The following is a 26,117-nucleotide window of genomic DNA, read 5'->3' on the forward strand; positions in this document are numbered from 1 at the left end:
ATGGACCTTCGCATCAAGAAAACCTATCGTGCCCTGTTCGACGCCTTTACCGAGCTTTTGGAAGAGCATCGGTTTGAGGATTTGACGGTTGCCATGCTTTGCGACCGGGCCCTGATTCGCCGCACGACGTTCTATAAGCATTTTCGCGATAAAAACGATTACTTTGCCTTCTATATCGATGAGCTTATGACGGGCTTGCCGCAAAACCAGACCGACGCAGTGGACGCGGAGCCGCTTGTGGATGTACAGGCGCTTCGCCATGAGGTCTTTGACGATGCCATGAATATGGTACTGGCGCATGAGAAGCTCATGGATAACCTTTTGGCGAGCAGCATGTCGGGCATGCTGACCGGCATGATTTGCGACCGCATCGCGCATTCCATCCGTGAGCGCGTGATGAGCTCGCTTGCCGAAGACGCCCTGGCGCCCGTTTCGCTCGAGACGACATCGGAATTTATCGCCGGTGGCATTATTCGAGTGTTCACAAATTGGTGGGAATCGGGCCACGATCTTGAGCGTCGACCCGAGATGGCCGACGTGGTCGATGCGCTGTTTGAGCGCACCATGACGCCGGTGAATCACTAAGGTGGCGGAGAGAGGGGGATTCGAACCCCCGGAACGCTCTCGCGCTCAACGGTTTTCAAGACCGCCGCATTCAACCGCTCTGCCATCTCTCCGTGAGTCGTAATGATAGCATCGTTTTGAATTTGCAACAGGGAAGGCGAACGATGACGATCACCGAAATCGACGAGAAGTTCATGCGCGAGGCGCTGGCGGAGGCGCGCGCCGCTGCGACAGTGGGCGAGGTGCCGATTGGTGCTGTGGTGGTGCGTGCGGGCGAGATTGTCGCGAGGGCGCATAATCGCCGTGAGCTCGACCAGGACCCTTCGGCACATGCCGAGTTTTTGGCCCTGTGCGCCGCCGCTCAGACGCTTGGGCGTTGGCGCCTTTCCGATTGTACGGTCTACGTGACGCTCGAACCCTGCTGCATGTGCGCGGGGCTTATGGTTAACGCGCGCGTGGGGCGTTGCGTGTATGGTGCGGCCGATGCCAAGGCGGGCGCGGTGGGCTCGCTGTATGACCTCAATGCCGATTCGCGCCTGAACCATCGGTTTAATGTGACCGCCGGCGTGCTGGCAGACGAGTGTCGCAGGGTACTGAGCAGCTATTTTGCCGGTTTGCGCGGTGTGGGTGGCGCCGCGTGCGGCTGCGGTCTAAGCCTTGAGGCGCATGCCGTCCATGCCGAGGCACTTGCGGGTGTTGGGGATCTCGCCGACGAGACACTCCACTTTGGTCCTGTGCAGCGCCGGCCCCGCCGTGTGCTGCTGGCGATCGACTCCTTTAAGGGCAGCGTTTCGAGCGCGCAGGCGGAGGCGGCCGTTGCCGAAGGCGTGTGCCAGGTGTGGCCCGATGCCGAGCTGAGCGCTTTGCCGCTGGCAGATGGTGGCGAGGGAACGCTCGATGCCGTCGCCGCGCGCGGCGGCGAGCTTGTGACCTGCGAGGTTGCAGGCCCCTTGGGCGACCGCGTGTCTGCCCGGATGCTGGTGGACGGCGAGCACGAGTCGGCTTTAGTTGAGATGGCCGAGGCGGCGGGTATTGGGTATTCGCCCTGCACGGAATCGGCGGCGCTTGCGGCTTCGACCTATGGCGTGGGCGAGCTCATGCTTCGCGCGGTCCGTGCTGGGGCAAAGACTATCTATATTGGCTTGGGCGGCAGCGCTACCAACGATGGCGGCGCCGGTATGCTGCAGGCGCTGGGCGCGCGTGTGGTCGATGATCAGGGCTGCGATGTCGCCCCCGGTCTTGCGGGCCTTGAGCAGGTAGCGAGCGTTGATTTGGCGTCGGCGCTTGAGGTACTGGGCGGCGTGCGTGTCGTGGTGCTCTCCGATGTCGAGAACCCACTCGTGGGGCGTCGCGGCGCGCTTGCGGTGTTCGGTGGACAGAAGGGTCTGCCGACGGGTGACGTCGAGGCGCTGCGCGGGTACGACGGCTGGATGGTCGGCTACGGTCGTCTGCTCGATGCGGCGATTTTCGAGATGCGAGCCCAGAAGCTTCTGCGCGCGCCCGAGGGTGCACGGTCATTTGGCTCGGTGCTTGGTGTGCCCGGTGCCGGTGCCGCCGGCGGCTTGGGTGCCGCGCTGCTGGCGCTCGGTGCGGAGCTGCGCTCGGGCGTGGAGACGGTGCTCGATTTGATTGGGTTTGACGAGTGCGTTCGCGATGCCGACCTGGTCATAACGGGCGAGGGTAATATGGACGAGCAATCCGCCGCCGGTAAGGCGCCGGTGGGCGTGGCCCGTCGTGCGAAGCGATATGGCAAGTCGGTAGCCGCCGTCGTGGGCGGTCGTGCGGACAACTTGGATGTAGTGTATGAGCAGGGTATCGACCTAGTACTGCCGATATGCCGCAAGCCCATGAGCCTTGAGGAGGCGCTTGGCATGCAGGAGGCTGTAGCCAATTTGGCGTGCGCAGGCGAGGAGGCTGCCCGAGCATACGATCTTGGTCGCATATAGATATAAATATCAAATCTGATTTGCCTGTCCAGCTCGTTATTTGTAAATATATGTTAATTGCGTTGGCATTTTACGGTCTATACTATTGCTGTATCACTGGTGTCGTATGCGCCTGTCCGCAAACGGAAATTACATGAAAGGGGCTAGGATGCACAGATTGGGAAATACGCTTAAGCGCGCGGTTACGGTTGGCGCGGTGTTGGCGCTGACGTTAGGCATGGCCACTCCGGCGACCATGTCATTCGCAGACGATGCCGCGGGGGGGGGCGCCGGTCAATCGTCCACGTTAGAGCAGAACCAGAAGACGGCGACCGAGCTTGACGAGAATCTGGAGACGAAGGTTACGCTTTCGTTCCCGGGCAAGCGCGAGGCCGAGCCGTCCGACGTTGTGTTTGTGCTCGATAAGTCGGGCGCTTCCGCGCAGACGGACATTTACAAACAAGCCAAAGAATTCTTGGAGCAAATTAGCCAGAAAGCCAAGGCTGATGGTCTGGACATCAAGGTGGGCGTAGTCCTCTTCAACAGGGTCGGTAACATCCAGCAGCCGCTGACCGACGTCGTCACGGGGTATAATGACATCCTGAACGCAATGAACTCCAGCCTGCATTCGGGCACTAACATGGACGCTGGCCTTCTTGCCGCAAAGAGCATCCTCGACGCGGATACTGCCGTTAAGGCCGAGAACAAGCACGTGATCCTTATTAGTGACGGTGCAACCTACCTTTACTGCAAGAACGGCGATTATACCAAACCGTATACGAGGTCGTTTGGCGATCCAACCAAGCAGACGAATCCAGAGACCCACGCTGCATACCCCTATGGATCGAACAAAATGGGCGGTATCTGGGAGTGGCAGTCTCGCGAGTACAATCTCAAGAACGACTGGAAGAAGTTCTCCGACGGCTCTAACTTCATTTTCTCGCAGGCCATGAAGAGCCCCGAGAAGCTCGGCGAGTATCTTAAGTACTATCGCGACCAGTACGAGAACTCTGACAAGAACTGGGCTCAGTACGACTACGAGTACACCGACGACGCCCGCAATAACGGCACCACGAACCCCATCCCCGTCGATGTGAACGCGCCGTGCAACATTGACGTCGCGTTCTGGAGCACGGACGACACGTTCCAATCGATGGTCAACGCTGGCTACGACATGAACGTCTACTACAAGAACGCCGCCGACTTTGATGGCCAGGTATTCCTGCAGTACCTCACCAGGAATTCCAACAGTAGCCAGCTCGACACCGACTTTGCCGATATCAAGGCTAAGCTTGTTGACAAGATTGCCGCCGGCTCGACGGTCGAGGACTTTATTGGCGCTGATTTTGACTTCATCAACGACCCTGCCAAGATCAGCCTGACCGCCAACGGCGAGAAGCTTGCCCCCGTAAAGATCGGCGACGGGTCCTATGGCTTCGGCAAGCGTGAGGACGGCTCCTATAGGTTCACCTTGGACTACGTGAATGGCGACCAGGAGATGCTCAAGCTTACGCTGAACGAGGCTGCATCTCCGAGCAAGCCCGTCGTGCTCGAGTACAGCGAGCGCCTGGTCAATGTGCCCACCGAGCCCGGTACCCATACCCTTAACGTCAACGAGAGTGCAATCCTGCAGCCTATTGACGGCAACGGCATGCGCGGTGATGCGTATAAGTTCCCGGTTCCGACGGTTACCTACACGGTTGCTGCTCCCGAGCCTAAGCCCGAGCCCGAGGTTAAACCCACTAAGCCGAACGATAAGAAGCCCGTCAAGACGACGAAGAGCGAGAAGGGCACCATGCCGATGACGGGTGATACCTTCTCAATTCTGCCTGTCATTGGGCTGGTCGTAGCCGGTGCAGCCGTTTGCGTTGCCGGCATTATCCTCAAGCGCCGTAATCACTAACGGCGTTGACGTCGAACGATGTTTCGCTTCCCAGCGCTTACGCAACGCTTGAATGCTCTCTGCGAAGCAACTGATGAGGCGCGGTCGCATACTTGCGACCGCGCCTTTTTGTTGCCGTGCACTCATGTGGTTTTCCCTTTGACCGCGGGGCATCTTGCTCTGCTGGACGGGAGCGGGTAATATATACCGAGCGCCAAGCGCGCTCGATGGGTTCGGATGACGACATGTTCCGAATCTGGTCAGGTCCGGAAGGAAGCAGCCATAAGGAGCCTCTGTCGGGCATCCGAATCCATCGAGCGCACGGGCGCTTTTTGGTGCCGCGATGCGGTCCCGGTGCCGGCGGGCTGTTTGGTGTCTCGCTGGTCCTCGGCTTTGCCTGCGGGATCGCTCGACTACCAAACAGCCCGCCGGCACCGGGACCACTTCGTCCAAAAATCACCCGTAGAGGGCGCATTTATCTGAAGAATTGAATCCCGTGTCTTGCGGCGCTCGCTGGCGTTGCCAAAGCATCGGCTGCTACATGTCTTGGGCGCTAGTGACCGTCGCCCTTACATCTGTAACGAGTTGCTTACGCATCTCCAGGGCTCGCCGTACTATCATGAATCAGATTGAAGAGAGATGATGATAGGGAGCGCCTTCTATGATTGAGCTGCTCAGGCGTTTTGGTGGTAAGTTTCGCCGGTATATGGTGATTGGCCCTGCGTGTAAGTTGATCGAAGTGATTTTTGACCTGCTTACGCCGCTGGTGATTGCCCAGATGATCGATAAGGGTATTGGCGCGCGCGATGTCAACGCCGTCGTCCACTACGGTATGGTGCTCGCCGCCATGGCTGTGATCGGCATCTCGTTTACGCTCGTCTGCCAAAAGATGGCGGCGCTCACCTCGCAGGGCATGGGCACCGACATCCGCGGCGCACTCTACCAGCACATCAATAAGCTGAGCTATGCCGAACTCGACCGCTTTGGCACGCCGTCGCTCATCACGCGCATCACCAACGACGTCAACCAGGTGCAGCTTGCCGTGGCGCTGGGCGTGCGCATGCTCATCCGCTGGCCCTTCCTGGCGGTGGGCTCCATGTGCGCGGCCCTTGCCATCGACCTTAAGCTCGGCGTGATCTTTTTGATTTGCACGCCCGCCATCGGCTTGGTGTTTTGGTTTGTCATGGCGCGCTGCATTCCGTACTACAAGCAGCTGCAGGCAAAGCTCGACCGCATCGCGCTTGTCTGCCGCGAGGGGCTTTCGGGCGCCCGTGTGGTCCGCGCCTTTGTGCGCGAGGATCACGAGCGCGAGCGCTTTGCCCTAGCCGCCGATGAGCAGGCGCATGTTGCCATCGCGGTGGGCAAGCTCTCATCAATCCTTAACCCCGTCACGTTTTTGGTGATGAACCTAGGCGTGTGCGCCATCCTGTGGGTGGGCGGCATCCAGGTCAACGTGGGCGAGCTTACGCAGGGCCAGGTTATGGCGTTCGTCAACTACATGACGCAGACGCTCACCTCCATCGTGTACGTTGCCAACCTGGTCGTGGTCTTTACCAAGGCGAGCGCCAGCGCGTCGCGCATCAACGAGGTGTTCAATTGCGAGCCGAGCATCACCGACGAGGGCAATCAGCCGGTCGCGCTGCCCAAGCCGAGCGAACTGGCGGGTGGCGTTGTTCCGGTTCCCGCACTGAGCTTTGACCATGCGAACTTTTCGTTTGGCGCCGGCGCGGCAAATGCCGTCAACGATGTGACCCTGGAACTGCCGCTGGGCAAAACGCTCGGCATTATCGGTGGCACGGGTAGCGGAAAGTCCACACTCGTCTCGCTTATCCCACGCCTGTACGATGCGAGCACCGGCAGCGTGAGCGTGATGGGCGCCGACGTGCGCACCTGGCCGCTCGACCAGCTGCGCCATGTGGTTGCGACCGTTCCGCAACGTGCATCGCTGGTGAGCGGCACTATCCGCAGCAACCTGACCTGGCGCGACGAGGCGGCAATCGACGAGGAGCTGTGGACGGCGCTCGATATGGCTCAGGCCAGCGAGTTTGTGCGCAACAAGCCGCAGGGCCTCGATGCCCCGGTCGAGGCGGGCGGCAAGAACTTTAGCGGTGGCCAGCGCCAGCGCCTGACCATCGCACGTGCCCTGGTGGGCTCTCCGCAGATCCTGATCATGGATGACTCCGCCTCGGCGCTCGACTTTAAGACCGACGCAGCGCTTCGCCGTGCCATTCGTGAACGAAGCGTGTGCGGTGCCGCCGAGGGCGGGCTGCCGCTGACGACCATCATCGTGAGCCAGCGCGTCTCGACCGTGCGCGATGCCGACGTGATTTGCGTACTCGACCACGGCTCGGTCGCGGGCTTGGGCACGCACGATGAGCTGTATGCAAGCTGCCAGCTCTACCGCGAGATTTGCCAGTCGCAGCTTCGCCGCGAGGAGCTCGAGGGTCAGCAGGGGAGTACGGCGCCCACGCCCGCTCCAAGCCCCGCGTCCGCCTCAGGCGCCCCGACCGCCCCCGCATCCGTCTGCGCAAGGGAGGGCTGCTAAATGAATCCCTACACTTCCTCCGGTTCGGTCGCCACGATGACGGCCAACGTGTCCGGCAACGATAACCTCAACGACCTGGGCGACGGTCCGCGCCAGCCCGGCGATCCCGAGCGCTATCCCGTGGGTGCGGTGACCCGCCGCCTGCTGGGCTACGTCCGTCCGCACCGCATTTCGTTTGTAGCGTCGTTTGTGAGTGCCGCCGCTTCGGTGATCTTGCAGCTCTACACGCCCATCCTCGTCGGCGAGGGCATCGACCTGATTGTCGCCGCCGGGCAGGTGGACTTCGATGCGCTGCTGCCGCTCGTTACCAGACTCGCGCTCGTCGTGGTGGGGGCCGCGGCCTTTCAGTGGCTGCAGGGCTACTGCGTAAACCGCCTGTCCTACGAGACGGTGCGCGACATGCGCGTGGAGGCGAGCGACAAGCTCAGCCGCATGCCGCTCAGCTTTATCGACAGCCACGCCCACGGCGACCTTATGGGCCGCGTGGTTAACGATGTCGATCAGGTGGGCGATGGCCTGCTGCAGGGCTTTACCCAGCTTTTCACCGGCGTTATCACCATCGTGGGTACGCTCGCGTTTATGCTTTCCATCAACCTGACCATGACGCTCGTGGTGGTGCTCGTCACGCCGCTTTCCATTTTTGCAGCCGGTGCTATTGCCAAGCTCTCCAACAAAAGCTTTACGGCACAGCAGCACATCCAAGGCCAGCTCGGTGGTCATATCGAGGAGTACGTGGGGGAGCAGAAGCTTGTCGACGCCTTTGCCTATGGCTCCAACGCGCAAGCGAGCTTCGATGCCCTCAATGCCGAGCTCTACACCGCGGGCGAGCGCGCGCAGTTTATGGGTTCGCTCTCCAACCCCGGCACGCGCTTTATCAATAACATCATCTATGCCGTGGTCGCTGTGATCGGCTGCGCGGGCGTGATCACGGGCGTGCCGGCGGCGCTTACGGTGGGCGGCGTGCAGATCTTTCTGTCCTATGCTAACCAGTACACCAAGCCGTTCAACGAGGTCACCAACGTCATTACGCAGATCCAGGCGGCGTATGCCTCGGCGCGCCGCATGTTTGCGCTGCTCGATGCGCGCGAGCAGGAGCCCGACGCGTCGGACGCTATAGAGCTTGCCGCACCGCAGGGCGAGGTCGCCTTTGAGCATGTGGACTTTAGCTACGTGTCCGACCGCAAGCTGCTGCAGGATATCTGCATCGAGGCCAAGCCTGGCATGCGCTTTGCCCTGGTCGGCCCTACGGGCTGTGGCAAGACAACGCTCATCAATTTGCTGCTGCGTTTTTATGATATCGATGCCGGCCGCATTGCGGTCGATGGCCGTTCCTCGCGTGACTACACGCGCGCAAGCCTGCGCCGCGCTTTTGGCATGGTGTTGCAGGATACGTGGCTGTTCGAGGGCACGGTGGCAGATAACATCGCCTACGGCTGTCCCGATGCCACGCGCGAGCAGGTTATCGAAGCTGCCAAGCGCGCGCATGCGCACAAGTTTATCGTGCAGCTGCCGCAGGGCTACAACACGGTGATTGGCGAGGACGGCGGCACGTTTAGCCAGGGTCAAAAACAGCTGCTGTGCATCGCTCGCGTCATGCTCACCGACCCGGCGATTTTGCTGCTGGACGAGGCGACCTCGAGCATCGATACTCGCACCGAGCTGCAGGTGCAGGCGGCATTCGACGAGCTCATGGCCGGTCGCACAAGCTTTGTGGTGGCGCACCGCCTGAGCACCATTCGCAACGCCGACTGCATTTTGGTGATGCGCGACGGCGAGATTATCGAGCGCGGCACACACGACGAGCTGCTGGCGGCAGACGGCTTCTATGCCGATCTTTACCGCAGCCAGTTTGCCCAGTAGGGGCCACCGATTAGCGGCAGGTGGTTTACATCTGTCATGTTGGTACTAAGATATTCATCTAATAAATTGCATTAGTGGCTTTAGTTTTGGGGGAAACGAGGCAACGTGACTATGACGTGCTCTTTGGTGGTTAACAGCAAGAGCGGTAATACCAGGATGGTTTCGGGCGCGATCAAGCGCGCTCTGCAGGCTGCGGGTGTTGAGTTTGTCCATGCCGCGGCGTTGAGCGACGATGCGGATGCAGATCAGGTTGCGCTCGAGGCGCAGGGCGCCTGCGCGGCCGACACGGTGCTCGTCGGTTTTTGGTGTGACAAGGGCGCGTGCACGCCTTCGGTCGCGGCGTTGCTCTCCACCTTGCACGGCAAGCGCGTCTTCTTGTTTGGCACCTGCGGTTTTGGCGCCGACCAGAGCTATTATCAGCAGATTATCGATCGCGTGACCTTCAATTTGGCAAATGATGCCGAGCTTGTAGGCTGGGCGATGTGCCAGGGCAAGATGGGCCCTGCGGTCAAGCGGCGCTACGAGGCCATGCTCGAGCAAGATCCCGACAACGCCCGCGCTAAGTTGCTGCTCGACAACTGGGTTGCCGCGAAGGACCATCCGACCAAGGAAGATCTGGACAACATGGCGGCAGCCGCCAAGAAGGCCGTGCTGGGCGAGTAGGTCTATCGCCGTCGTGCGTGTGAAATAATACAGAAGCGTAAGCCCCGAAATTCTCGAGGCTTTTTTCTTGACACTCGCGGGTGCAACCGTGGCAAGCGTTTGGGGTGACATTTTCCATCACCCCGATGACGAGCCCGTCCTGGACGACACGCTCTCCTGCATCCGCTGGATGTATTGAGCGTGGGACGGGCTTTCCAGATGGGCAGGGTTTCGGAAAGTGCGTCCCGGAATTTGCCATTGGAATGGGATGTGGTTTCCGGTTGAGGGGCTCGGCGGAAACGATGACCCACAATTTGAGCCCGGAGTGGGATGCAGTTTCCCAACGGGGCCGCAAGCGGAAAGTGCATCCCACTCCGGACGTGAATTCTGGGACACGGTTTCCGGATGCAAAAAAGGCCACATGACGTGGCCTTCAACTTATTATATGTTCAGCAGATGCCCCCATGACAAGCCGCGCTTCAACACCGAGGCGTCTGCCCGGCGACGCAGAACGTAAGGTTCATCGCGAGTTCCGCACGAGCCGGAGAGCACTCAATGTGCTCTCCGTGCGAGCAGGACTGTCCGAGCAGGACTGTCCGAGCAGGGAACCTTACGTTCCGTGCCGCCGGGCAGACGAACCAGGTAAGACGCGCCGCTACTTGATCTTGGTCGTACCCGGCGCCAGGTTGGGGTCGGTCTCGTTGGCCTCGGTCTGGAGGTGCTCGGTGTACACGTTCTTGCCGTCGCGGAACATCTCGTAGTACTGCATCTTGGCGTAATCCTCGCGCGCCTTGGTGGCCGCCGCGGCGACGGCGTCTTCGCCGGTGACGTTGGAGGAGAGCGCCCAGCGCAGGCTAGCGTCCTCGTAGCCCACCGAGTTGATGGCGGGCAGCGACTCGCGCAGCGTCATGTGCGCTTTCTGGTAGTCGGTCAGTGGTGCGCCGATCAGCTGCATCAGCTGGGTGGACAGGTAGTTGGTGGACAGGTCGTCGACCTCGCTCGTCTGGTCGCAGCCGGCAACGTCGTAGTTGGCCCAGATGATGTAGTCGGTCTGCCACAGGCGCTCCTGATGCGTAGCGTCGTCCTCGCCGGTAAACCACTTATCGTTGAACTTGGACGGGAAGAACGGCTGATGGTCGCCCCAGAACACCACGACCACCTTGCGGTCGAGATTGCGCAGGGCATTGAGGAAGTAGCGCAGTGCCTGGTCGGACTGCTCGATGCACGAGACGTACTCGTCGACATCGGAGAGTGTGCCGTCCTCGATGGTCTTGGCGTCCAGATCGGTCGTGTCGATGTTCAGGTGCATCTGCTTATCTGCCGGCAGCAGGCCCGTATCGTAGCCCGAGTGGTTCTGCATGGTCACGTCAAAGATGAACTGCGGGTCGGCGTTCTGGTTGAGCAGCTCAAGGATTTTGTCGTAGGTTGCCTGGTCGGTCACCATGCCGCGCAAGGTGTCGGCTCCCTGGAAGTCGTTGATAGACAGGAACTGGTCAAAGCCAAAGTCCTTGTAGACGTTCTCACGGTTCCAGTTGGTTGCGTGGTTGGGGTGCATGGCCGTCGTGGAATATCCGAGCGACTTGAACTGCTCTGCCAGGTTTCCGGTCGTTTCCATGTTGTAGATGGTGTAGGGGTACACGCCCGAGCCCAGGTTGGCCATGGAGTTGCCGGTCATAAACTCAAACTCGGTATTGGCGGTGCCGCCGCCGTAGGCGCTCACGTAGAGCTTGCCGCGGCTGAGGCAGTCGGACAGGTTCTTAAAGTACTGCGGGCCCTCGTAGCCGGCGTGCATCTCCTGATAGATCGAAAGATCCGAGAAGGTCTCGTTCATAATGGCGATGACCGTGGGCTTCTCGCTATCGAACTGCTCTTGGGCGGCGGTACGGGCGTCGCTTGTGGCGGCATCGGACTTGTCATAGGCCTTGGCATACTTTTTGAGCGTTGCCTTGGCGTCGTCGGCGGAGTAGTTGGCGGGTTTGGGCGGCTTGATGGACTGTGCCGCACTAATAAAGGCAGGCAGATAGCCCTCGCGCCAGTAGCTCTCGAGCGGGCGCCAGGTGTAGACGGTGATGCCGAGGGTGTTGTAGTAGTCGATAAGCGTGACATGCGCGGTCACGCCGCCCAGGCACAGCACCGCCACGAGCAGGTTGGTGAGCAGCATGCGCTTGGCGTTGGCGGCGCCCTTCTGACGGTGCGGTGCTACCAGGCCGGCGTACTCGCATAGCAGCATGGCGATGGCGGTAAAGCCCATGGACAGCACGCAGAACAGCGAGATCGAGTAGGTGTAGCCGTTGCCGGCGACCGCGGCGGCGGTGGAGATGGCCGAAAGGTCGCCCGGCTGGATGGGCATGGATTTAAACGTGATGACGAAGAACTCGGCAATGCCCAGGATAAAGAGGGCGAAGGTCAGGACGGCGGGAGCTGCGCCGCGGCGCTGGAACAGGAAGAACAGGCCGACCATGAGCGTGGTGATGATGGCCCACTCGAGCAGTATGCACAGGGGGTAGACCCAGGTAAAGTCGTGGTTGGACGAGACCTCCATGCCCAGCAGCGCAAAGACGCCGGCGAGCAGCAGGCACAGCACGGCGGCGACGAGCGGTTTGCCCACAAAGGCGCCGCGCAGACGGGCGAGTTTGCCGGTGGGCGCGGGGGCATCGGCGGAGGCAAACGCAAATACGCGCGGGGCGATGTGGTCGCGAGCGATGCTGGCCCAGGCGCATCCGGTGAGAATGGCGTTGGTCAGAACGAGCATTGCAAAGGCGAGCGGCTCGTTTTGGGCGACGAGGCCCATGGCGCCCCAAATGGTCAAAAAGACCTGGAACAGACCGAAGGCGACGCTCCAGGCAAGAGCGCCCTTGGCAACGGTGCCCGACTGCGCGCGAATGGCTTTGGCCTCGCGCAAGACAAGAAAGACGGTCGCCGCAAGACCGACGAGCGAGATGGCGGCTGCGAACATGCTGAGACTCCTCACAAACTTAAAACTACGAAAGCGGGGGTTTACCCGATTGTTATCAAGATATGCGCTGCGATTGGTGGCTGCGCACAACAACCAGCCATATTAGCGCGCATGTGTGGCGGTGTGACGCAATGTAGTGGCGACCTGCGCGATAATGGACGGGAATTACACGGAAACGTAAAGGCTTCTTAAAGAAATGGCGAGGATGAGGCGATGAACGAGCAGGTTTGTATGACGAGTGCGGGCGACGTGGGCGCTGGCATGGGCGCGGGCGGCTATCCGGTCGAGACCACGGGCAACGCGGTACTGGACACGTTGGAGCACCGTTCGTCCACGCGCGCTTTTGCGCGCGATGACAACGATCGTCCCGTAGCGGTGACCGACGAGCAGCGGGCGGCGATTCTGCATGCGGCGAGCCGCGCGCCGTCGGCAGGCGCCATGATGATGTATTCCATCGTGAGTATCCGCGAGCAGACAACGCTCGATCGCCTGGCCGACCTGTGCGACCACCAGCCCATGATCGCCAAGGCGCCCTGGGCACTTATATTTGTGGTCGACTATGCCAAGTGGATCGATCTGTTTGAGCACGTGGGTTGCTTTGAGCCCGAGTTTGTCGAGCGCACGGGCAAGGCGCCCCGCCGCGCGCCGGGTTTAGGCGACTTTGCCATCGCGGCGCAGGATGCCGTGATCGCTGCCCAAAACGCCGTGGTCGCCACCGAGGCCCTGGGGCTGGGGAGCTGCTATATCGGCGATGTCGTCGAGAACGCCGAGGAAGTTGCTGCGCTGCTGGACTTGCCGCCCTATACCATGCCGCTGTCGATGCTCATCATCGGCACGCCCCGCAAGGAGCGCCCGGCGATTGCGCATCCCGTGGTGAATCTGGTGCACGAGGAGCGCTATCGCCGCGCCGATGCCGCGACCATGGATGCGCAGGTGGCCGAGATGGACGCGATGTTCCGTCCGCATGCCCGCGAGGTGGGGGAGCGCGTCGTGGATATCTACACCCGCAAGCACACGAGCCCCTTTATGGCCGAGATGAGCCGATCCATGGAGTGGTGGTTCAAAAACTGGCTCGGAAAATGACGAATGTGACAAAGGGACAGTCCCTTTGTCACATTCCATATCGCCGCGGTGGCCTAAAGGCCGTATAAATGTTTATCTAGCTGGGAAAACAGTGCATTAAAACATGGGACGATTATCTATAATCCCCTCGAACGTTAAAGTTGGGAGGAAACCGGCTTATGGAACAAAAGGCCAAGGAGGCAGCCTCGCACGCTGCGATTCCTGTGAGCATCTCGGCGATGCTCGTCACGCTGGGCGTGGTGTATGGCGATATCGGCACCAGCCCCATGTATGTAACCAAGGCGCTCGTTGCCGGCAACGGCGGCATCGGAAGCGTCACGGAGGAGTTCGTGCTCGGCGCACTCTCCCTTGTCGTGTGGACGGTCACGCTGCTGACGACCGTCAAGTACGTGCTCATCTCGCTGCGCGCCGACAACCATGGCGAGGGTGGCATCTTTGCTCTGTACAGCTTGGTTAAGCGCTGCGGCAAATGGCTCATCATCCCCGCCATGCTGGGCGGCGCGGCACTGCTCGCCGATGGCATCCTCACGCCTGCCGTTACCGTGACTACGGCTATCGAAGGCCTGCGCACCATTCCGGCAGTCCATGCCGTGCTGGGCGACGATCAGGCCCGCGTCGTGGCCATCACGCTTGCCATCATCATTGCGCTCTTCTTGGTGCAGCGCATCGGCACGGCCAAGATCGGCCACGCCTTTGGCCCCATCATGACGCTGTGGTTCCTGTTCCTGGGCGGCACGGGTCTGTTCTTTGTCTTCCAGCACCCCGCCGTGCTGCTGTGCCTCAACCCGGTGCGCGGCATCGCCTTTTTGTTGAGCCCCAACAACCATGCGGGCATCATGATTCTGGGCAGCTGCTTCCTCGCCACCACCGGTGCCGAGGCGCTTTATTCCGACATGGGCCACGTGGGCCGCGGCAACATCTACGCAACATGGCCGTTCGTTAAGTGTTGCTTGCTGCTGTCCTACATGGGCCAGGGCGCGTGGCTTATCAACAACGCCGGCAACCCGGAGCTCATGGGTATCGCCGACCTCAACCCCTTCTACCAGATGCTTACCCCGGGCCTGCGTCCCTTTGCCGTCGGCCTTTCCACCGTCGCGGCCATCATTGCCTCGCAGGCGCTCATCACCGGCGCTTTCTCGTTGGTGTCCGAGGCCAGCCGCCTGGACCTCATGCCGCACATGCAGGTCTTCTACCCTGCCGAGACCAAGGGCCAGCTCTATATTCCCATGGTCAACAACGTCATGCTTGTGGGCTGCGTCATCGTGGTGCTGCTGTTCCAGAGCTCGGCGCACATGGAGGCCGCCTACGGCTTGGCGATTACCCTGACCATGATGTGCACGACGCTGCTGCTCTTCTTCTACTTGCATGTTGATCGCGGCCTTAAGGTCGTCCCGTATATCTTCGTTGTGTTCTTCCTTATGCTCGAGGGCTTCTTCTTTGTGAGTTCGCTCACCAAATTTTTCCACGGTGGCTATTTCACTATTCTTATGGCTATGCTCATCATGGGCGTTATGCTGTGCTGGTACAACGGCACGGCGGTCGAGCGGCGTCAGTTTACGCTGCTGCCGCTGCGCAGCTATCTGCCGCAGCTCAAGCGCCTGCGCGACGACGATCGCTATGAGCTTATGAGCGACAACATCGTGTACCTGACCAAGGACACCAATACCGACTACATCGACCGCGATATCGTCTACTCGATTCTGGACAAGCATCCCAAGCGCGCCCGCGCCTGGTGGTTCGTGAACGTCGAGACCATGGACGAACCGCATACCTTTGCCTATTCGGTCGAGACGTTTGGCACCGACTATGTTTTCCGCGTGCATCTGTACCTGGGCTACAAGGTTAACCAGCGCGTGAACGCCTACCTGCGCCAGGTTGTTCAGGATCTGGCCGCCACTGGCGAGCTGCCGCCGCAGATGCATGACTACTCGGTCTACAAGGATCCGGGCAACATCGGCACGTTTAAGTTCGTCATGATCCGCAAGCTCCTGGCGCCCGAGAGTGACGTGGAGCCGAGCGAGCGCACGGCCATCACGCTCAAGTACATCATCCGCCGCTTTGCCGGTACGCCGGCGCGCTGGTACGGCCTGGAGAACTCCAACGTGAGCTTTGAGTATGTGCCGCTGTTCACCAAGTTCAAGGCTGTGAACAAGATGCAGCGCTTGGCCCCCAACGAGCGCCCGTAGTCGCCGACAGGTTGCATGGAGTTGGCCTTCGATGGACAGGAGTGTGCGTCCTGCTCGCGCACGTGCTGTTTGTCTAACGACCGCAGACTGCAAAGGCTATACACTTGGAACCACCACAAGGGAAACCACCACAAAGGTGCTGTCCCTCTGTGGTGGTTTTTGTTTTTAAGAGAGGGGCGGGGTGCCGATGGACGTCCGTGCGGACGGCGATATTGCCGATAGCTTTTGGTGGCGGCGCACAACGCTGACACGTCGCAGCCCTCTGTATGACGCCTGCGTATCGGCGGGGCTGCTGGTCGCGGCGACGATTGTGGGTGCGCTGCTCGACCATCCTGGTCTCGCGCCGAGCATCATGATCGTCTATGTGTTCGCCGTGCAGCTGTGCGCATTCTTTACCTGGAGCCGCCTGTATTGCTTGCTGAGCTCGGCTGCCGCCGTAGCGCTCTATAACTTCTTGTTTGTCGACCCGCGCTGCTCGCTATCGTTTATCGACCGCGTCTATCCCGGCATGTTCTTCATCATGTTTGTGGTCTCGCTTGTGTCGAGCTCGATTGCGTTGGCCCTGCGCCGCGCCTTGGCACAGGCTGCCGCCAGCGACCGTCGCACGCATATGGTGCTCGAGACCAACCGCATGCTGCAGCGGTGTCCCGATCAGCAGCAGATTGTGCATGCCATGGCAACGCAGCTGGCGCGTCTTTCGGGCTGTCCGGTCGTGTGGTACAGCGCCGACGCCGACGATGATGACTTGCTGCCGCGTGCGACGTACACGGCCGTGGGTGACGCCGCGCCGGTGCACCAGCTGACGCCCCAGATGCCGCCGCGGCTCTCGGCGTCCGCCTATGTGGGAACGCCGCTCGATGCCACCTATGGCGGCTCGGCGTTTTATGGCATCTACCTGACGGTTTGCACGGGCGACGGCCTCGTGCGCTCGGGCGACCCCGCCTCGGTGGTGGGCGTGCTGGCTATCGTTGCCGAGCCCGACGTGCTGACGCACGAGGAACGGACACTTGCCGACGCCATCGTGAGCGAAGGCGAGCTGGCACTCGATCGCGCCCGCGCCATGGAGGCCCGCGAGGAGGCGGCGGTGCTCGCCAAAAACGAACAGCTGCGCGCCAATCTGCTGCGCTCCATCTCGCACGATCTGCGCACGCCGCTTACCAGCATTTCGGGCAATGCCGACGTGCTACTCGACCAGGGTTCGACCGGCACGGCTGTGCTCGATAGCCAGACGCGCCGCGGCATGCTCCTTTCCATTCGTTCGGATGCGCAATGGCTCAACGCCACCGTCGAGAATTTGCTCGCCATCACAAAGCTCGAGGGCGGCGGCATGCATCTGTCGACCACGCTCGAGCTCATGGACGATATCGTCGAGGAGGCGCTGCGCCACGTGAATCCGGCCGTACGCGAGCACGATCTTAAGGTGGTGCCGTGCGACGAGCCGGCGCTCGTCAACGTCGATGCGCGCCTGATGGTGCAGCTGGTGGTGAACCTGGTGAACAACGCTATTGCCTATACGCCGTCGGGCTCGCATATCGTGATCTCGATTATGGCGAACGATGGAAAGGTGGCATGTTCCGTCGCCGATGACGGTCCCGGTATTGCGCCCGAGGAGCAGGGCCGGATCTTTGAATCGTTCTACACTGTCAACCATGGGTTGGCTGATAGCCATCGCAGCGTGGGCTTGGGACTTTCGCTCTGTCGATCCATTATGTTGGCGCATGGCGGTAGCATAGAGGTTGCCGCGGCGGACCCGCACGGCTCGGTCTTTACGATTGGGCTTCCCGCCGCCGACGTTTCGTTTGATAAGGAGTAACGCTGTGCCGAACTCTGCCATGAAACCGCTCATCTTGGTCGTTGAGGACGACCCCGCCGTCCGCAACCTTATCGTTGCCGCGCTCGAGGCGCACGGCTTGCGCCATATGGCCGTGGAGACCGCCCATGCCGCCATCGCCGCCGCCTCATCGCAGGCACCGAGTATTGTGCTGCTCGATCTGGGCCTGCCCGATATGGACGGCGTCAAGGTGGTGGAGTCGGTGCGCGCATGGTCGGGCATGCCGATCATTGTGGTCTCGGCGCGCAGCGAGGATGCGGACAAGATTCGCGCACTCGATGCCGGTGCCGACGACTACCTGACCAAGCCGTTTTCGGTCGAGGAGCTGCTCGCGCGCATTCGCACGACGCTCAGGCGCCTTTCGTATACGCAAACGGGCGGCGTTGCCTCCGAGGGCTCGTTCGATACCGGTGAGCTGCATATCGATTTTGATGCCGGCATCGCCACGATGGATGGCGAGGAGCTGCATCTGACGCCGATCGAGTACAAGCTCTTGTGCCTGCTGGCGCACAACGCCGACAAGGTGCTGACGCACCAGTTTATCCTGCACGAGATTTGGGGCACGGCAACTAAGAGCGACCTGGCGAGCCTTCGTGTCTTTATGGGCACGTTGCGTAAGAAGATCGAGTCCGATCCGGCGCATCCGCGCTATATCCAGACGCACGTGGGTATCGGCTATCGCCTGGTCACCCAAGGCTAGATCGCCAACCACCATCCCAATATGAGTTGCGGTGAAATACGGTCTAAATTTGCCTAATTCCAGGCAAAACAGTCCGTATTCCACCGCAACTTGGTTTATCTGCCCTTGGGCTTGCTGGCGTAGAACTTCTTCTTTTTGGGCTTGCCGGCGCAGGCAGGCTTGCCGTCGCCGCGCGACCCTCGGTCTCCGGCTTGCGCGTGCGCGGGCGCCGTTGCGCGGGGCTTGCGGGCCTCGGGGTTGCGCAGCTCTTCGGTTCGCTCTGCAATCTCCTCGGCGCTAAAGCCGACTTCGGCCATGGCGTCCTCGATGGGCAGGCGGCGCACGATATAGCAATGGTGCACCTTCTGGTTGCGCGCAAAGTCCTCCGGGATGGTCTGCGCCGTAATGTCCTCTAGCACGACGCCCGCGCGCGCGAGCTTGCGCGTCTCGGGGCGGAAGCCGCGCAGGTTGCAGCTAAAGATGGCGTGGCCGCCCTGTGCGAGCAGGCGCGATACGCCGGCCAAAAGCTCAACATGGTCGCGCTGGACGTCCCAGGTGCGGCGGCCCATCTTTGATGAGTTCGAAAACGTGGGCGGATCGACAAAAATCAGGTCCCAGCGGTTGCGCGTCTGGCGCTGGACGCGAATCCAGGCAAGCACGTCGTCGCGCACAAAATGATGCTGCGGACCAACAAAGCCGTTCTGGCGCATATTGCGCTCGGCCCAGTCCAGGTAGGTGTTGGAGAGGTCGACCGTCACAGTTTCCTCGACGCCGCCGTCTGCCGCATAGCAGGTAGCGGTGCCGGTATAGGCGAACAGGTTGAGAAAGCGCCGCGCCTGCTTGGCGTGCTCGCGCACCAGGTTGCGGGTGACGCGGTGATCCAAGAAGATGCCGACGTCCAGGTAGTCGTCAAAGTTGACGGCAAAGGTAAGGCCGCCCTCCTCGATGAGCGGCAGACGACGGCGTGCGATATTGGCGCGCTCGCCCGAGCCGCCCTTGCCGGCGCCCTGCTTGCCGTACTGCGAGCCGCCGCGCGAACGCATGCGGGCCTTGGCGTGCACGTGCTCGGCGGGAACATCTAGGATGCGCGGCGCGATGGCCAGAATGTCGAGCATGCGGGCCTGGGCAAGCGCGGGATCGATGGTCTTGGGCGCGGCGTATTCGGCGATGACGAGCCAGCGGCCCGGCGTCTGCGGGCAGCCCTCGTATAGATCGATGGCGGCGGAGTAATCGGGTAGGTCGGCATCGTAGACGCGGTAGCAGCTCACGCCCTCGCGCTTTGCCCACTTGCGGCGCAGACGGGCGTTCTTGCGCAAGCGGTTGGCGAACTGCTCGGACTCGGGGATGAGCACGGGCAGCGGCTTGCCGTCGCCCAGGTCGAGCGTGGCGGCAGGTTCGGGCATGGGGGTGCTGGCGGCTTCGTCCACGGCGTCCGCGGTCTGTTTCTCGGCGTTTGCGCTGGTTGCAGCCTCGAATGCCGCGGCGGCGTGGTCGAGCGACGGCCAGACTTCGACGGTCGCCTCCTCGTTGTTGGGCATGACGGCGATCGAGCGCTCGGGCTCGGCGTGGAGCGAGCGGGCCAGCAATCCATCGCGGGTGAGCGCGGCGACCGGCGCCGCGGCAAGCTCGGGCGCGCGGCGCAGCTCGCCGACCAGCGTCATGGCGTCGTGCATGAGCGAAAGCGGTGTCTCGGTCGTATCCGCGACCACGGCGGCGCCGGCGACAGCGCCTGCATGGTCCAACACGGTGGCTGGCTTGGCAGCGCAAAAGTCGACAAAACGCTTGTAGCCGGCGCACTTGACCATGCGCTCGGCAGTCTTGCGGGCAGCGGGGTCAATGTCCACGGCGACGATGCGCGCCTGGCGCTCGCGTGCTGCTGCCTCGCGCTCGCGTGCCTCGGCGAGCAGCTGCTCCCATAGGGCGGCGTCGTGCGGCTGCCAGCCCTCAAAGCCCCAGCGCTCGCGTGCAGCGCCCGGGGCGCGGTCGGTCAGAATGTTCACGGCTTCCAGCAGCAGGCCGCCGCCGGCGCACGAGGCGTCGATCAGCGTGGGCAGGGCTTCGTTCTCGTAGTCATCGGCTGTGAGCTCGCGCTCGCACAGCGCGGTCCAGCCGACCTGCGCCAGCACCAGGGCGGCGTAGTCGGGACGCAGCACGTGCGCGCCCTCGCCGGCGCGGGTCGCTGCGGGCGGCAGGCGCTTGAACAGCGGGTCGCCCGAAAGGTCCAGGCTTATGCTCGCGCGGCGCTGACGCAGCGAAAGCAGCAGGTGAACATCGGGATCGGCGGCATCGACATCGGCGCGACGGCCCGTGGTTTCGGCCAGGCGGTCGCACAATGCGTCCTTGGCGCGCAAGGCAGAGAAGCGTGTGTTGCGCAGCTGCTCGGTCACGCCGCGGGCGGTGATGGCGATGGTTGCGCCGGGGCGGATGATGTTCTCCCAGGCGATGTCGTAAACGCTATCGTACAGTTCGTCGGCATCCTGCGCCTCAAAGCGCCCAAGAACCACGAACACGCGGCTCGCCAGGCGCGACCACAGACAGGCGCGGTAGCCTTCTTCGAGCTCGCCCTCAAACGTAGCGCGGCCCTTCAGCCGGCGGACATGCGAAAGCCCGAGGCGTTTAAGCTCATCGGCGAGTGCGGACTCAAAGCCCTCGGGGCAGCTTGCGTAAAATTCCATGGGTGACCTCTCTGGTTGCGTCGCTCCATTATATGATGGATGCTTCGTTTGCCCTCATCCCCGAAAGGAACCCATATGATTGATGCGTGCCCCGATTCCGCCGTGCTCTTTTTTGACGTGGACGGCACGCTGACGTCGTTCGATCCCGACGATATGACCGATAAGGACTTTTCGGCGGTTCACCCCTCGCAGACGGTGGTTGAGGCGTTCCGTGCACTGCGCGATGCAGGGCACAAGGCATTTATCTGCACGGGTCGCCCCCTGTGGCTTATCGCCGATAGCCTGCGTGCGCTCGACCCCGCGGGCGTCGTGGCCATGGCAGGCGCCACGCTCGAAGTCGAGGGACGCGTGGTACACGAGGACTGCTTTGACGAGGACGTTATCGAGGAGCTTGCGCGCCGTATGGCCGCGGCAGGGATTGAGGCCTTTTTCGAGACCAACGTGGCTACTTTTGCCCTGGAGCCTGTGGGCGTTGAGCAGTCGTCTCTGATCGGCACTTCTGTGGTGCACAGCACCGAGGAAATGCGCGTCGACGGCAGTCTGCGCGTGGGCAAGGTATGCCTCAGTGTGCCCAGTTTGGCTCGCGTAGCCAATGATGACGGCTTTATCGATTGCGAGTTTGAGCTGTGCAACACCGGTGGCCAGAATCGCGAGCTGAGCCCCAAGGGCATCAACAAGGGCGTGGGCGTGGCGCGAGCGCTGACGTATCTGGGCCGCGAGGGAAATGCGCGCACCTTTGGCTTTGGCGATTCGGGCAACGACCTGGGCATGCTCGCTTCGGTCGAGACGGCTGTCGCCATGGGCAACGCCATGCCCGAGGTCAAGGCGGTCGCCGACTACGTGACCGACGATGTCGCACACGACGGCACCGTCACAGCGATGCGGCATTTTGGGTTGATTGAATAAATGGCCGGGTCGCCCGCAGGGGGGGGGCGACCCGGCCATTTGAGCTATTTTGCAATATAGAGCTTGGGATGGCTGCGACTGCTCTCGATCGCCGCCGTCATGATACCCTCGTCGTCTCCATCAACGATGATGCCATCGAGGTCATCGATCTGCGCGGACTGATAAAAACTGGTCTTGTTGAACTTTCCCTGGTCAACCATCATGTAACTCTGGTTTGAGTTGGTCAGGTACATATGCTTGATCATGGCTGAGAAGTCGTGCTCGACGGTAAAACCGTGGTCGGGGTGGAATCCGTCGGCACTGACAAACGCCTTGTCGGCATGGAGTTTGCTCATGCAGTCGAGCGTTAGTGCGCCCGCGAGATAGAGGTGGCCCTTGCGCACGGAGCCGCCCAGCAGCACTACCGAAGCATTGGGGAGATTAAAGCTGGCATAGTTCGCGATTGCAAGATCGCCGGTGATAATGGTGATCTCACGCTTGTCCATGAGGGCCTTAGCGAAGTAAAAGCCTGTGGTGCCGATATCAATTACCAGAACATCGCCATCATCAACAAGAGTTGCCGCGGTTGCGGCGATGGCCTCTTTGGCCTCGACTTGGACATTGATACGCTCCTCGGGATACGAGATTGCGTTGGAGCGAGAAAGCGATACCGCTCCGCCGCGTACGCGACGCAGCTTGCCTTCGGATTCCAGCGAGACGAGGTCGTGTCGTGCGGTGACTTCCGAAACCGAAAAACGGCGAACGATGTCGGATACCGAGATATTTGGCTTTTCGGCCAGCCAGTTCATAATAAATCGCTGACGCTCGGCCGGTGAAAGGTCTGAAGTAGATGCCATATGCCGCTCCTTTTGAACGAAAGGCAAAAGATACGCCTTTCGTAATCGAAATATAACGTATCGATATGAAAAGGACAAGGCAAAATCGAATGAATCAAATGAACGGAATGGCATGTCCCAAATGCATGCGTAGCAGATAGTTTACACTTAAATAGCGTGTAGAGGGTCTTGTTCTGAAGGTGCCGCCCAAAAGAAGTACGTTCACACCCGATATTCGACCGTTCACGGAAAGATGACAATTGAGCTTTCGATAGCTTTTGAAATGGTTTATAAAAGAAAACCGAAAAGCTTTTGAAACAAAGAAGAAGGCTTTCGATAGCAATAGTGCTAGATGAGAAAGGACCGAACATGGCGATCAAGGTGTTTGCCGACGGCGCTAACCTCGAAGGCATGCTTGACATGCATGACAATGGTAACGTTCAGGGCTTCACGACCAATCCTTCCCTTATGAAGGCCGGTGGCGTGACTGACTACCGCGCTTTTGCCAAGACGGTTCTTGAGCACATCACCGATGTGTCGGTCTCTTTTGAGGTATTTGCCGACGACGAGGCGGGTATGGAAGCCGAGGCCCGCGAGATTGCAACCTGGGCAGACAACGTCTACGTTAAGATCCCGGCACTCAACACCAAGGGCGAGTCCACTGCCGCGCTGGTCAAGCGCCTTTCTGCCGACGGCATCAAGGTGAATGTCACCACTATCTTCACGCCTGAGCAGGTCGACGAGTTTGTCGATGCCGTCTCTGCCGAGACCCCCTCTATTCTGTCCATCTTTGCCGGTCGCATTGCCGATACCGGCGTCGATCCGCTGCCCCTCATGGCGGAGTCCGTAAAGAAGGCTGCCGTCAAGCCTGCTGCCGAGGTTCTTTGGGCGTCTACGCGCGAGGTCCTCAATATCTTCCAGGCGGAGTCCGTTGGCTGCCAGATCATTACGGTTCCCAATGCCCTTCTTGCCAAGCGCAAGAATTTCGGAAAAGATTTACTCGAGTACTCGCTTGATACGGTCAAGGGCTTCGCCCGCGACATTCAGGCACTTGGTTTCCATATCCTGCCCGAGGAGTAGGGGGCGAGCATGCTGACCGATCTTCTTAAGCCCGAGCTTGTTGCCTGCCACGTCGAGGCCTCCGATTGGGAGGAAGCGATCAAGGCATGCGGTAAGCTGCTAGTTGACGCCGGCAAATGCGACCAGAGCTATGTTGACGCCATGATTTCGTCGGTTCACAAATTCGGCCCCTATATGGTCTTGGAAGAGGGCATTGCCATGCCTCACGCTCAGGCCGATGGCAATGTGAGCGAGGCCGGCATCTGCATTGTCACGCTTGACCCTGCCGTTGCATTTGGACATGAGGATTTCGATCCGGTTCACGTGCTCGTGGGTATTTGCGCACCCGACCCCAAGGCTCATCTTGGCTGCTTGGCGGAGCTTTCGCAGATGTTCGAGGACGAGGACTGCGTTGCCAAGCTCAGCGCATGCGATACGCCCGAGCAGGTTTTGGAGACCATGCGTTCATTCTTTTAGGCCTTAATGGCACGGCGATGCGTCGCCGCTTTTGGATAGACGGAAAACCGTCACGTGTAGGAGAGGAAGGTTGCCATGCATATCATCACCGTATGCGGAAACGGCATCGGGTCTAGCCTGATGCTCGCTGGCAAAGTCGAGGAGCTTTGCGAGGAGGAGGGCATCAAGGCCGACGTTGAGTCTATGGACCTGAACGGTGCTTCTTCCGCAAATCCGGATCTGTTCATCACCGTTAAGGAGCTCGCCCCCGAGCTCCACGGCAACGTTGTGATCGTTCGCAGCTATGTGAACAAGAAGAAGATCCGCGAAGACGCCCTTGAGGCAATCAAGGCGGCCGCTGCTAACGCCTAAAGCGGCATAAAAAAGGGCGGTTCCCTGTGGAAGAGGGAAACGCGCCCACGTTAGAGAGAAAGGAAGCGCAGATGCAAGCCATCCTTCCCATACTTGAGTTTATCCAATCGATTCTGACCAAGCCAGCGTGGATCATGGGTCTGTTTGCCTTTGTGGGCCTTGTTGCGCTCAAGCGCCCTGCCCACAAGGTGATGACGGGAACCCTGAAGCCCATTCTTGGTTACATCATGCTGTCTGCTGGCGCCGCTGTTGTTCAGGAGAACCTTGCTCCGCTGGGGACCTTCATCGAGACCGGTTTCCACATCACCGGCGTCGTGCCTAACAACGAGGTCGTCGTTTCGATGGCTCAGAGCGTCCTTGGCGTTCAGACCATGATGATCCTGATTCTCGGCTACGTCGTAAACATTATCATTGCCCGCTTTACCAAGTTTAAGTACATCTTCCTGACGGGCCATCACAGCATGTTTATGGCTTGCCTGCTGTCTGCCGTTCTGCAGGCATCTGGCTTCCAGGATGTCCAGCTTGTCATCGTGGGCGGCATGTTCCTGGGCCTCGTGAGCGCTATGCTTCCCGCCGTTGGTCAGCGTTTCACCGAGAAGGTTACCGATGGCGATGAAATCGCCATGGGCCACTTCGGTTCACTCGCCTATTACATCTCCGCTGCAGTCGGTACGCTTTTTGCTAAGGACGCCGAGGAGAACAGCACCGAGAAGATCGAGGTTCCCGAGAAGTTTGCCTTCCTGCGCGACACCACCATCTCCACGGCTCTTACCATGGCCTTCTTCTACCTGGTTACCGCTTTTGCCGCTTACATCGCAGACCCTGCGGTCGTTACCAAGACCGCTGGCGGCGACAATGTGATCGTCTATGCCCTGACTTGTGCCCTGTCCTTCGCCGTCGGTGTCACTATCGTCTACAACGGCGTCCGTATGATTCTCGCCGACCTGGTCCCGGCTTTCCAGGGCATCTCCAACAAGCTGATCCCCGGTGCCATCCCCGCCGTCGACTGCGCCGTCTTCTTCCCTTATGCTCCCACCGCCGTCATCCTCGGCTTTGTCGCTTCCTTTATCGGTGGCGTTGTCGGTATGTTCATCGTGGGCGCTACCCTGGGCATCTTCATCATCCCGGGCATGGTTCCCCACTTCTTCTGCGGTGCTACCGCCGGTATCTACGGCAATGCCACGGGCGGTCGCAAGGGTGCAGCTCTTGGCGCTTTCGTCAACGGCCTGCTCATCACCTTTGCCCCTGCTCTGCTCCTGCCCGTTCTTGACGTCTTTGGCTTCAAGAACACTACGTTCGGCGACTTCGACTTCTCCGTCATTGGTATTACGCTCGGCCGCGCTGCCGAGGCCTTCGGTACCACCGGTGTCTACGCGATTCTCGCCGTCCTTCTGATCGTCGCCTTCGTCCCCAACTTCATCCACACCAAGGGTGCTGTGATCAACCACGTTGAGGAAGAGTAATCCAGGCATACGTTAAGCCCTAATCGGGCGGAGCTCCGATAACCGGCTCCTACACGGAAGCGGTGACGTCTCAAATGAGGCGTCGCCGCTTTTTGTTTTGGAGCGGTTGTGAAAACGCGCCGGTGAAGCGCTGTTTCAGCGCCGCGAACGGAAGCAACCGCGATGATTAGCAAAAACGTTTTGCCGCTGGGGCGTCGATATAAAAATGGTAAAACCGC

At 60.5% G+C, this 26,117-nt stretch carries 18 protein-coding genes, 1 tRNA gene and 1 other RNA gene; 16 read left to right on the plus strand and 4 right to left on the minus strand.

The features are described from left to right. The gene (locus ACTQV4_RS04300; RefSeq protein WP_441560501.1) at positions 1 to 585 is read left to right on the plus strand and encodes a TetR/AcrR family transcriptional regulator; all 585 of its coding nucleotides are present in this window, start codon (positions 1 to 3) and stop codon (positions 583 to 585) included. A gap of 2 nt (positions 586 to 587) precedes the next feature. Here ACTQV4_RS04300 and ACTQV4_RS04305 read toward each other — a convergent pair. Beyond that, a tRNA-Ser gene (locus tag ACTQV4_RS04305) sits at positions 588 to 677 on the minus strand. 51 nt (positions 678 to 728) lie between these two features. Here ACTQV4_RS04305 and tadA point away from each other — a divergent pair. The 6 genes from tadA to bilS all read left to right on the plus strand — a co-directional run bounded on the left by tadA (position 729) and on the right by bilS (position 9,439). After that, positions 729 to 2,510 (plus strand): tRNA adenosine(34) deaminase TadA, encoded by a 1,782-nt coding sequence (gene tadA / locus ACTQV4_RS04310; protein ID WP_441560503.1) that lies wholly within the window; start codon positions 729 to 731, stop codon positions 2,508 to 2,510. A 148-nt stretch (positions 2,511 to 2,658) separates the two neighbouring features. Further along, positions 2,659 to 4,392: a vWA domain-containing protein gene (locus tag ACTQV4_RS04315; RefSeq protein WP_441569379.1), complete on the plus strand. Its 1,734-nt coding sequence runs from the start codon at positions 2,659 to 2,661 to the stop codon at positions 4,390 to 4,392. Positions 4,393 to 4,595: 203 nt separating this feature from the next. After that, an RNA gene (gene ffs, locus ACTQV4_RS04320) (signal recognition particle sRNA small type) lies at positions 4,596 to 4,691 on the plus strand. Between the two features lie 341 nt (positions 4,692 to 5,032). Continuing rightward, entirely contained in the window at positions 5,033 to 6,916 is a 1,884-nt protein-coding gene (locus ACTQV4_RS04325; RefSeq protein WP_441569380.1) for an ABC transporter ATP-binding protein, read from the plus strand. Next, the gene (locus ACTQV4_RS04330; RefSeq protein WP_441569381.1) at positions 6,917 to 8,776 is read left to right on the plus strand and encodes an ABC transporter ATP-binding protein; all 1,860 of its coding nucleotides are present in this window, start codon (positions 6,917 to 6,919) and stop codon (positions 8,774 to 8,776) included. A gap of 111 nt (positions 8,777 to 8,887) precedes the next feature. Continuing rightward, positions 8,888 to 9,439 (plus strand): flavodoxin family protein BilS, encoded by a 552-nt coding sequence (bilS, locus tag ACTQV4_RS04335; RefSeq protein ID WP_441031952.1) that lies wholly within the window; start codon positions 8,888 to 8,890, stop codon positions 9,437 to 9,439. Between the two features lie 634 nt (positions 9,440 to 10,073). On the opposite strand, the gene ACTQV4_RS04340 is transcribed toward bilS, so the two are convergent. Next, complete coding sequence (locus tag ACTQV4_RS04340; RefSeq protein ID WP_441569382.1) at positions 10,074 to 12,374, minus strand: LTA synthase family protein; 2,301 nt, start codon at positions 12,372 to 12,374, stop codon at positions 10,074 to 10,076. A 213-nt stretch (positions 12,375 to 12,587) separates the two neighbouring features. Here ACTQV4_RS04340 and ACTQV4_RS04345 point away from each other — a divergent pair, with 213 nt between their 5' ends. From ACTQV4_RS04345 to ACTQV4_RS04360, 4 genes are all read left to right on the plus strand, one after another. After that, on the plus strand, positions 12,588 to 13,457 hold the full coding sequence (locus ACTQV4_RS04345) for a nitroreductase family protein (RefSeq protein WP_441569383.1): 870 nt from the start codon (positions 12,588 to 12,590) through the stop codon (positions 13,455 to 13,457). 158 nt (positions 13,458 to 13,615) lie between these two features. Then, complete coding sequence (locus ACTQV4_RS04350) at positions 13,616 to 15,643, plus strand: KUP/HAK/KT family potassium transporter (protein ID WP_427719648.1); 2,028 nt, start codon at positions 13,616 to 13,618, stop codon at positions 15,641 to 15,643. 187 nt (positions 15,644 to 15,830) lie between these two features. Beyond that, a complete protein-coding gene (locus ACTQV4_RS04355) occupies positions 15,831 to 17,456 on the plus strand; it encodes a sensor histidine kinase (protein ID WP_441545528.1) in 1,626 nt (541 codons plus the stop codon). Positions 17,457 to 17,460: 4 nt separating this feature from the next. Next, on the plus strand, positions 17,461 to 18,174 hold the full coding sequence (locus ACTQV4_RS04360; protein WP_441031960.1) for a response regulator: 714 nt from the start codon (positions 17,461 to 17,463) through the stop codon (positions 18,172 to 18,174). 95 nt (positions 18,175 to 18,269) lie between these two features. Here the strand turns inward: ACTQV4_RS04360 and rlmKL are convergent, their stop codons facing one another. After that, positions 18,270 to 20,828 carry a bifunctional 23S rRNA (guanine(2069)-N(7))-methyltransferase RlmK/23S rRNA (guanine(2445)-N(2))-methyltransferase RlmL gene (gene rlmKL, locus ACTQV4_RS04365; protein ID WP_441031962.1) on the minus strand — a complete coding sequence of 853 codons (2,559 nt, stop codon included), beginning with the start codon at positions 20,826 to 20,828 and terminating at the stop codon, positions 18,270 to 18,272. A gap of 75 nt (positions 20,829 to 20,903) precedes the next feature. Between rlmKL and ACTQV4_RS04370 the strand changes: the two genes are divergently transcribed. Beyond that, positions 20,904 to 21,734, plus strand: coding sequence for an HAD-IIB family hydrolase (locus ACTQV4_RS04370; RefSeq protein WP_441031964.1), 831 nt, complete (start codon positions 20,904 to 20,906; stop codon positions 21,732 to 21,734). 44 nt (positions 21,735 to 21,778) lie between these two features. Here ACTQV4_RS04370 and ACTQV4_RS04375 read toward each other — a convergent pair whose 3' ends face one another. Beyond that, the gene (locus tag ACTQV4_RS04375; RefSeq protein WP_195838607.1) at positions 21,779 to 22,570 is read right to left on the minus strand and encodes a DeoR/GlpR family DNA-binding transcription regulator; all 792 of its coding nucleotides are present in this window, start codon (positions 22,568 to 22,570) and stop codon (positions 21,779 to 21,781) included. Positions 22,571 to 22,918: 348 nt separating this feature from the next. Here ACTQV4_RS04375 and ACTQV4_RS04380 point away from each other — a divergent pair, with 348 nt between their 5' ends. The 4 genes from ACTQV4_RS04380 to ACTQV4_RS04395 all read left to right on the plus strand — a co-directional run bounded on the left by ACTQV4_RS04380 (position 22,919) and on the right by ACTQV4_RS04395 (position 25,899). Then, positions 22,919 to 23,629 (plus strand): transaldolase, encoded by a 711-nt coding sequence (locus ACTQV4_RS04380; RefSeq protein WP_117564350.1) that lies wholly within the window; start codon positions 22,919 to 22,921, stop codon positions 23,627 to 23,629. Between the two features lie 9 nt (positions 23,630 to 23,638). After that, positions 23,639 to 24,085, plus strand: a complete 447-nt coding sequence (locus tag ACTQV4_RS04385) for a PTS sugar transporter subunit IIA (protein ID WP_154517874.1) — start codon at positions 23,639 to 23,641, stop codon at positions 24,083 to 24,085. A gap of 75 nt (positions 24,086 to 24,160) precedes the next feature. Continuing rightward, positions 24,161 to 24,436: a PTS sugar transporter subunit IIB gene (locus tag ACTQV4_RS04390; protein ID WP_022094539.1), complete on the plus strand. Its 276-nt coding sequence runs from the start codon at positions 24,161 to 24,163 to the stop codon at positions 24,434 to 24,436. Positions 24,437 to 24,507: 71 nt separating this feature from the next. Beyond that, on the plus strand, positions 24,508 to 25,899 hold the full coding sequence (locus tag ACTQV4_RS04395) for a PTS ascorbate transporter subunit IIC (RefSeq protein WP_117635569.1): 1,392 nt from the start codon (positions 24,508 to 24,510) through the stop codon (positions 25,897 to 25,899). The last annotated feature ends 218 nt before the right edge of the window (positions 25,900 to 26,117 follow it).

The organism is Collinsella sp. LCP19S3_B11, from assembly GCF_052121915.1.
Taxonomy (GTDB): Bacteria; Actinomycetota; Coriobacteriia; order Coriobacteriales; family Coriobacteriaceae; genus Collinsella.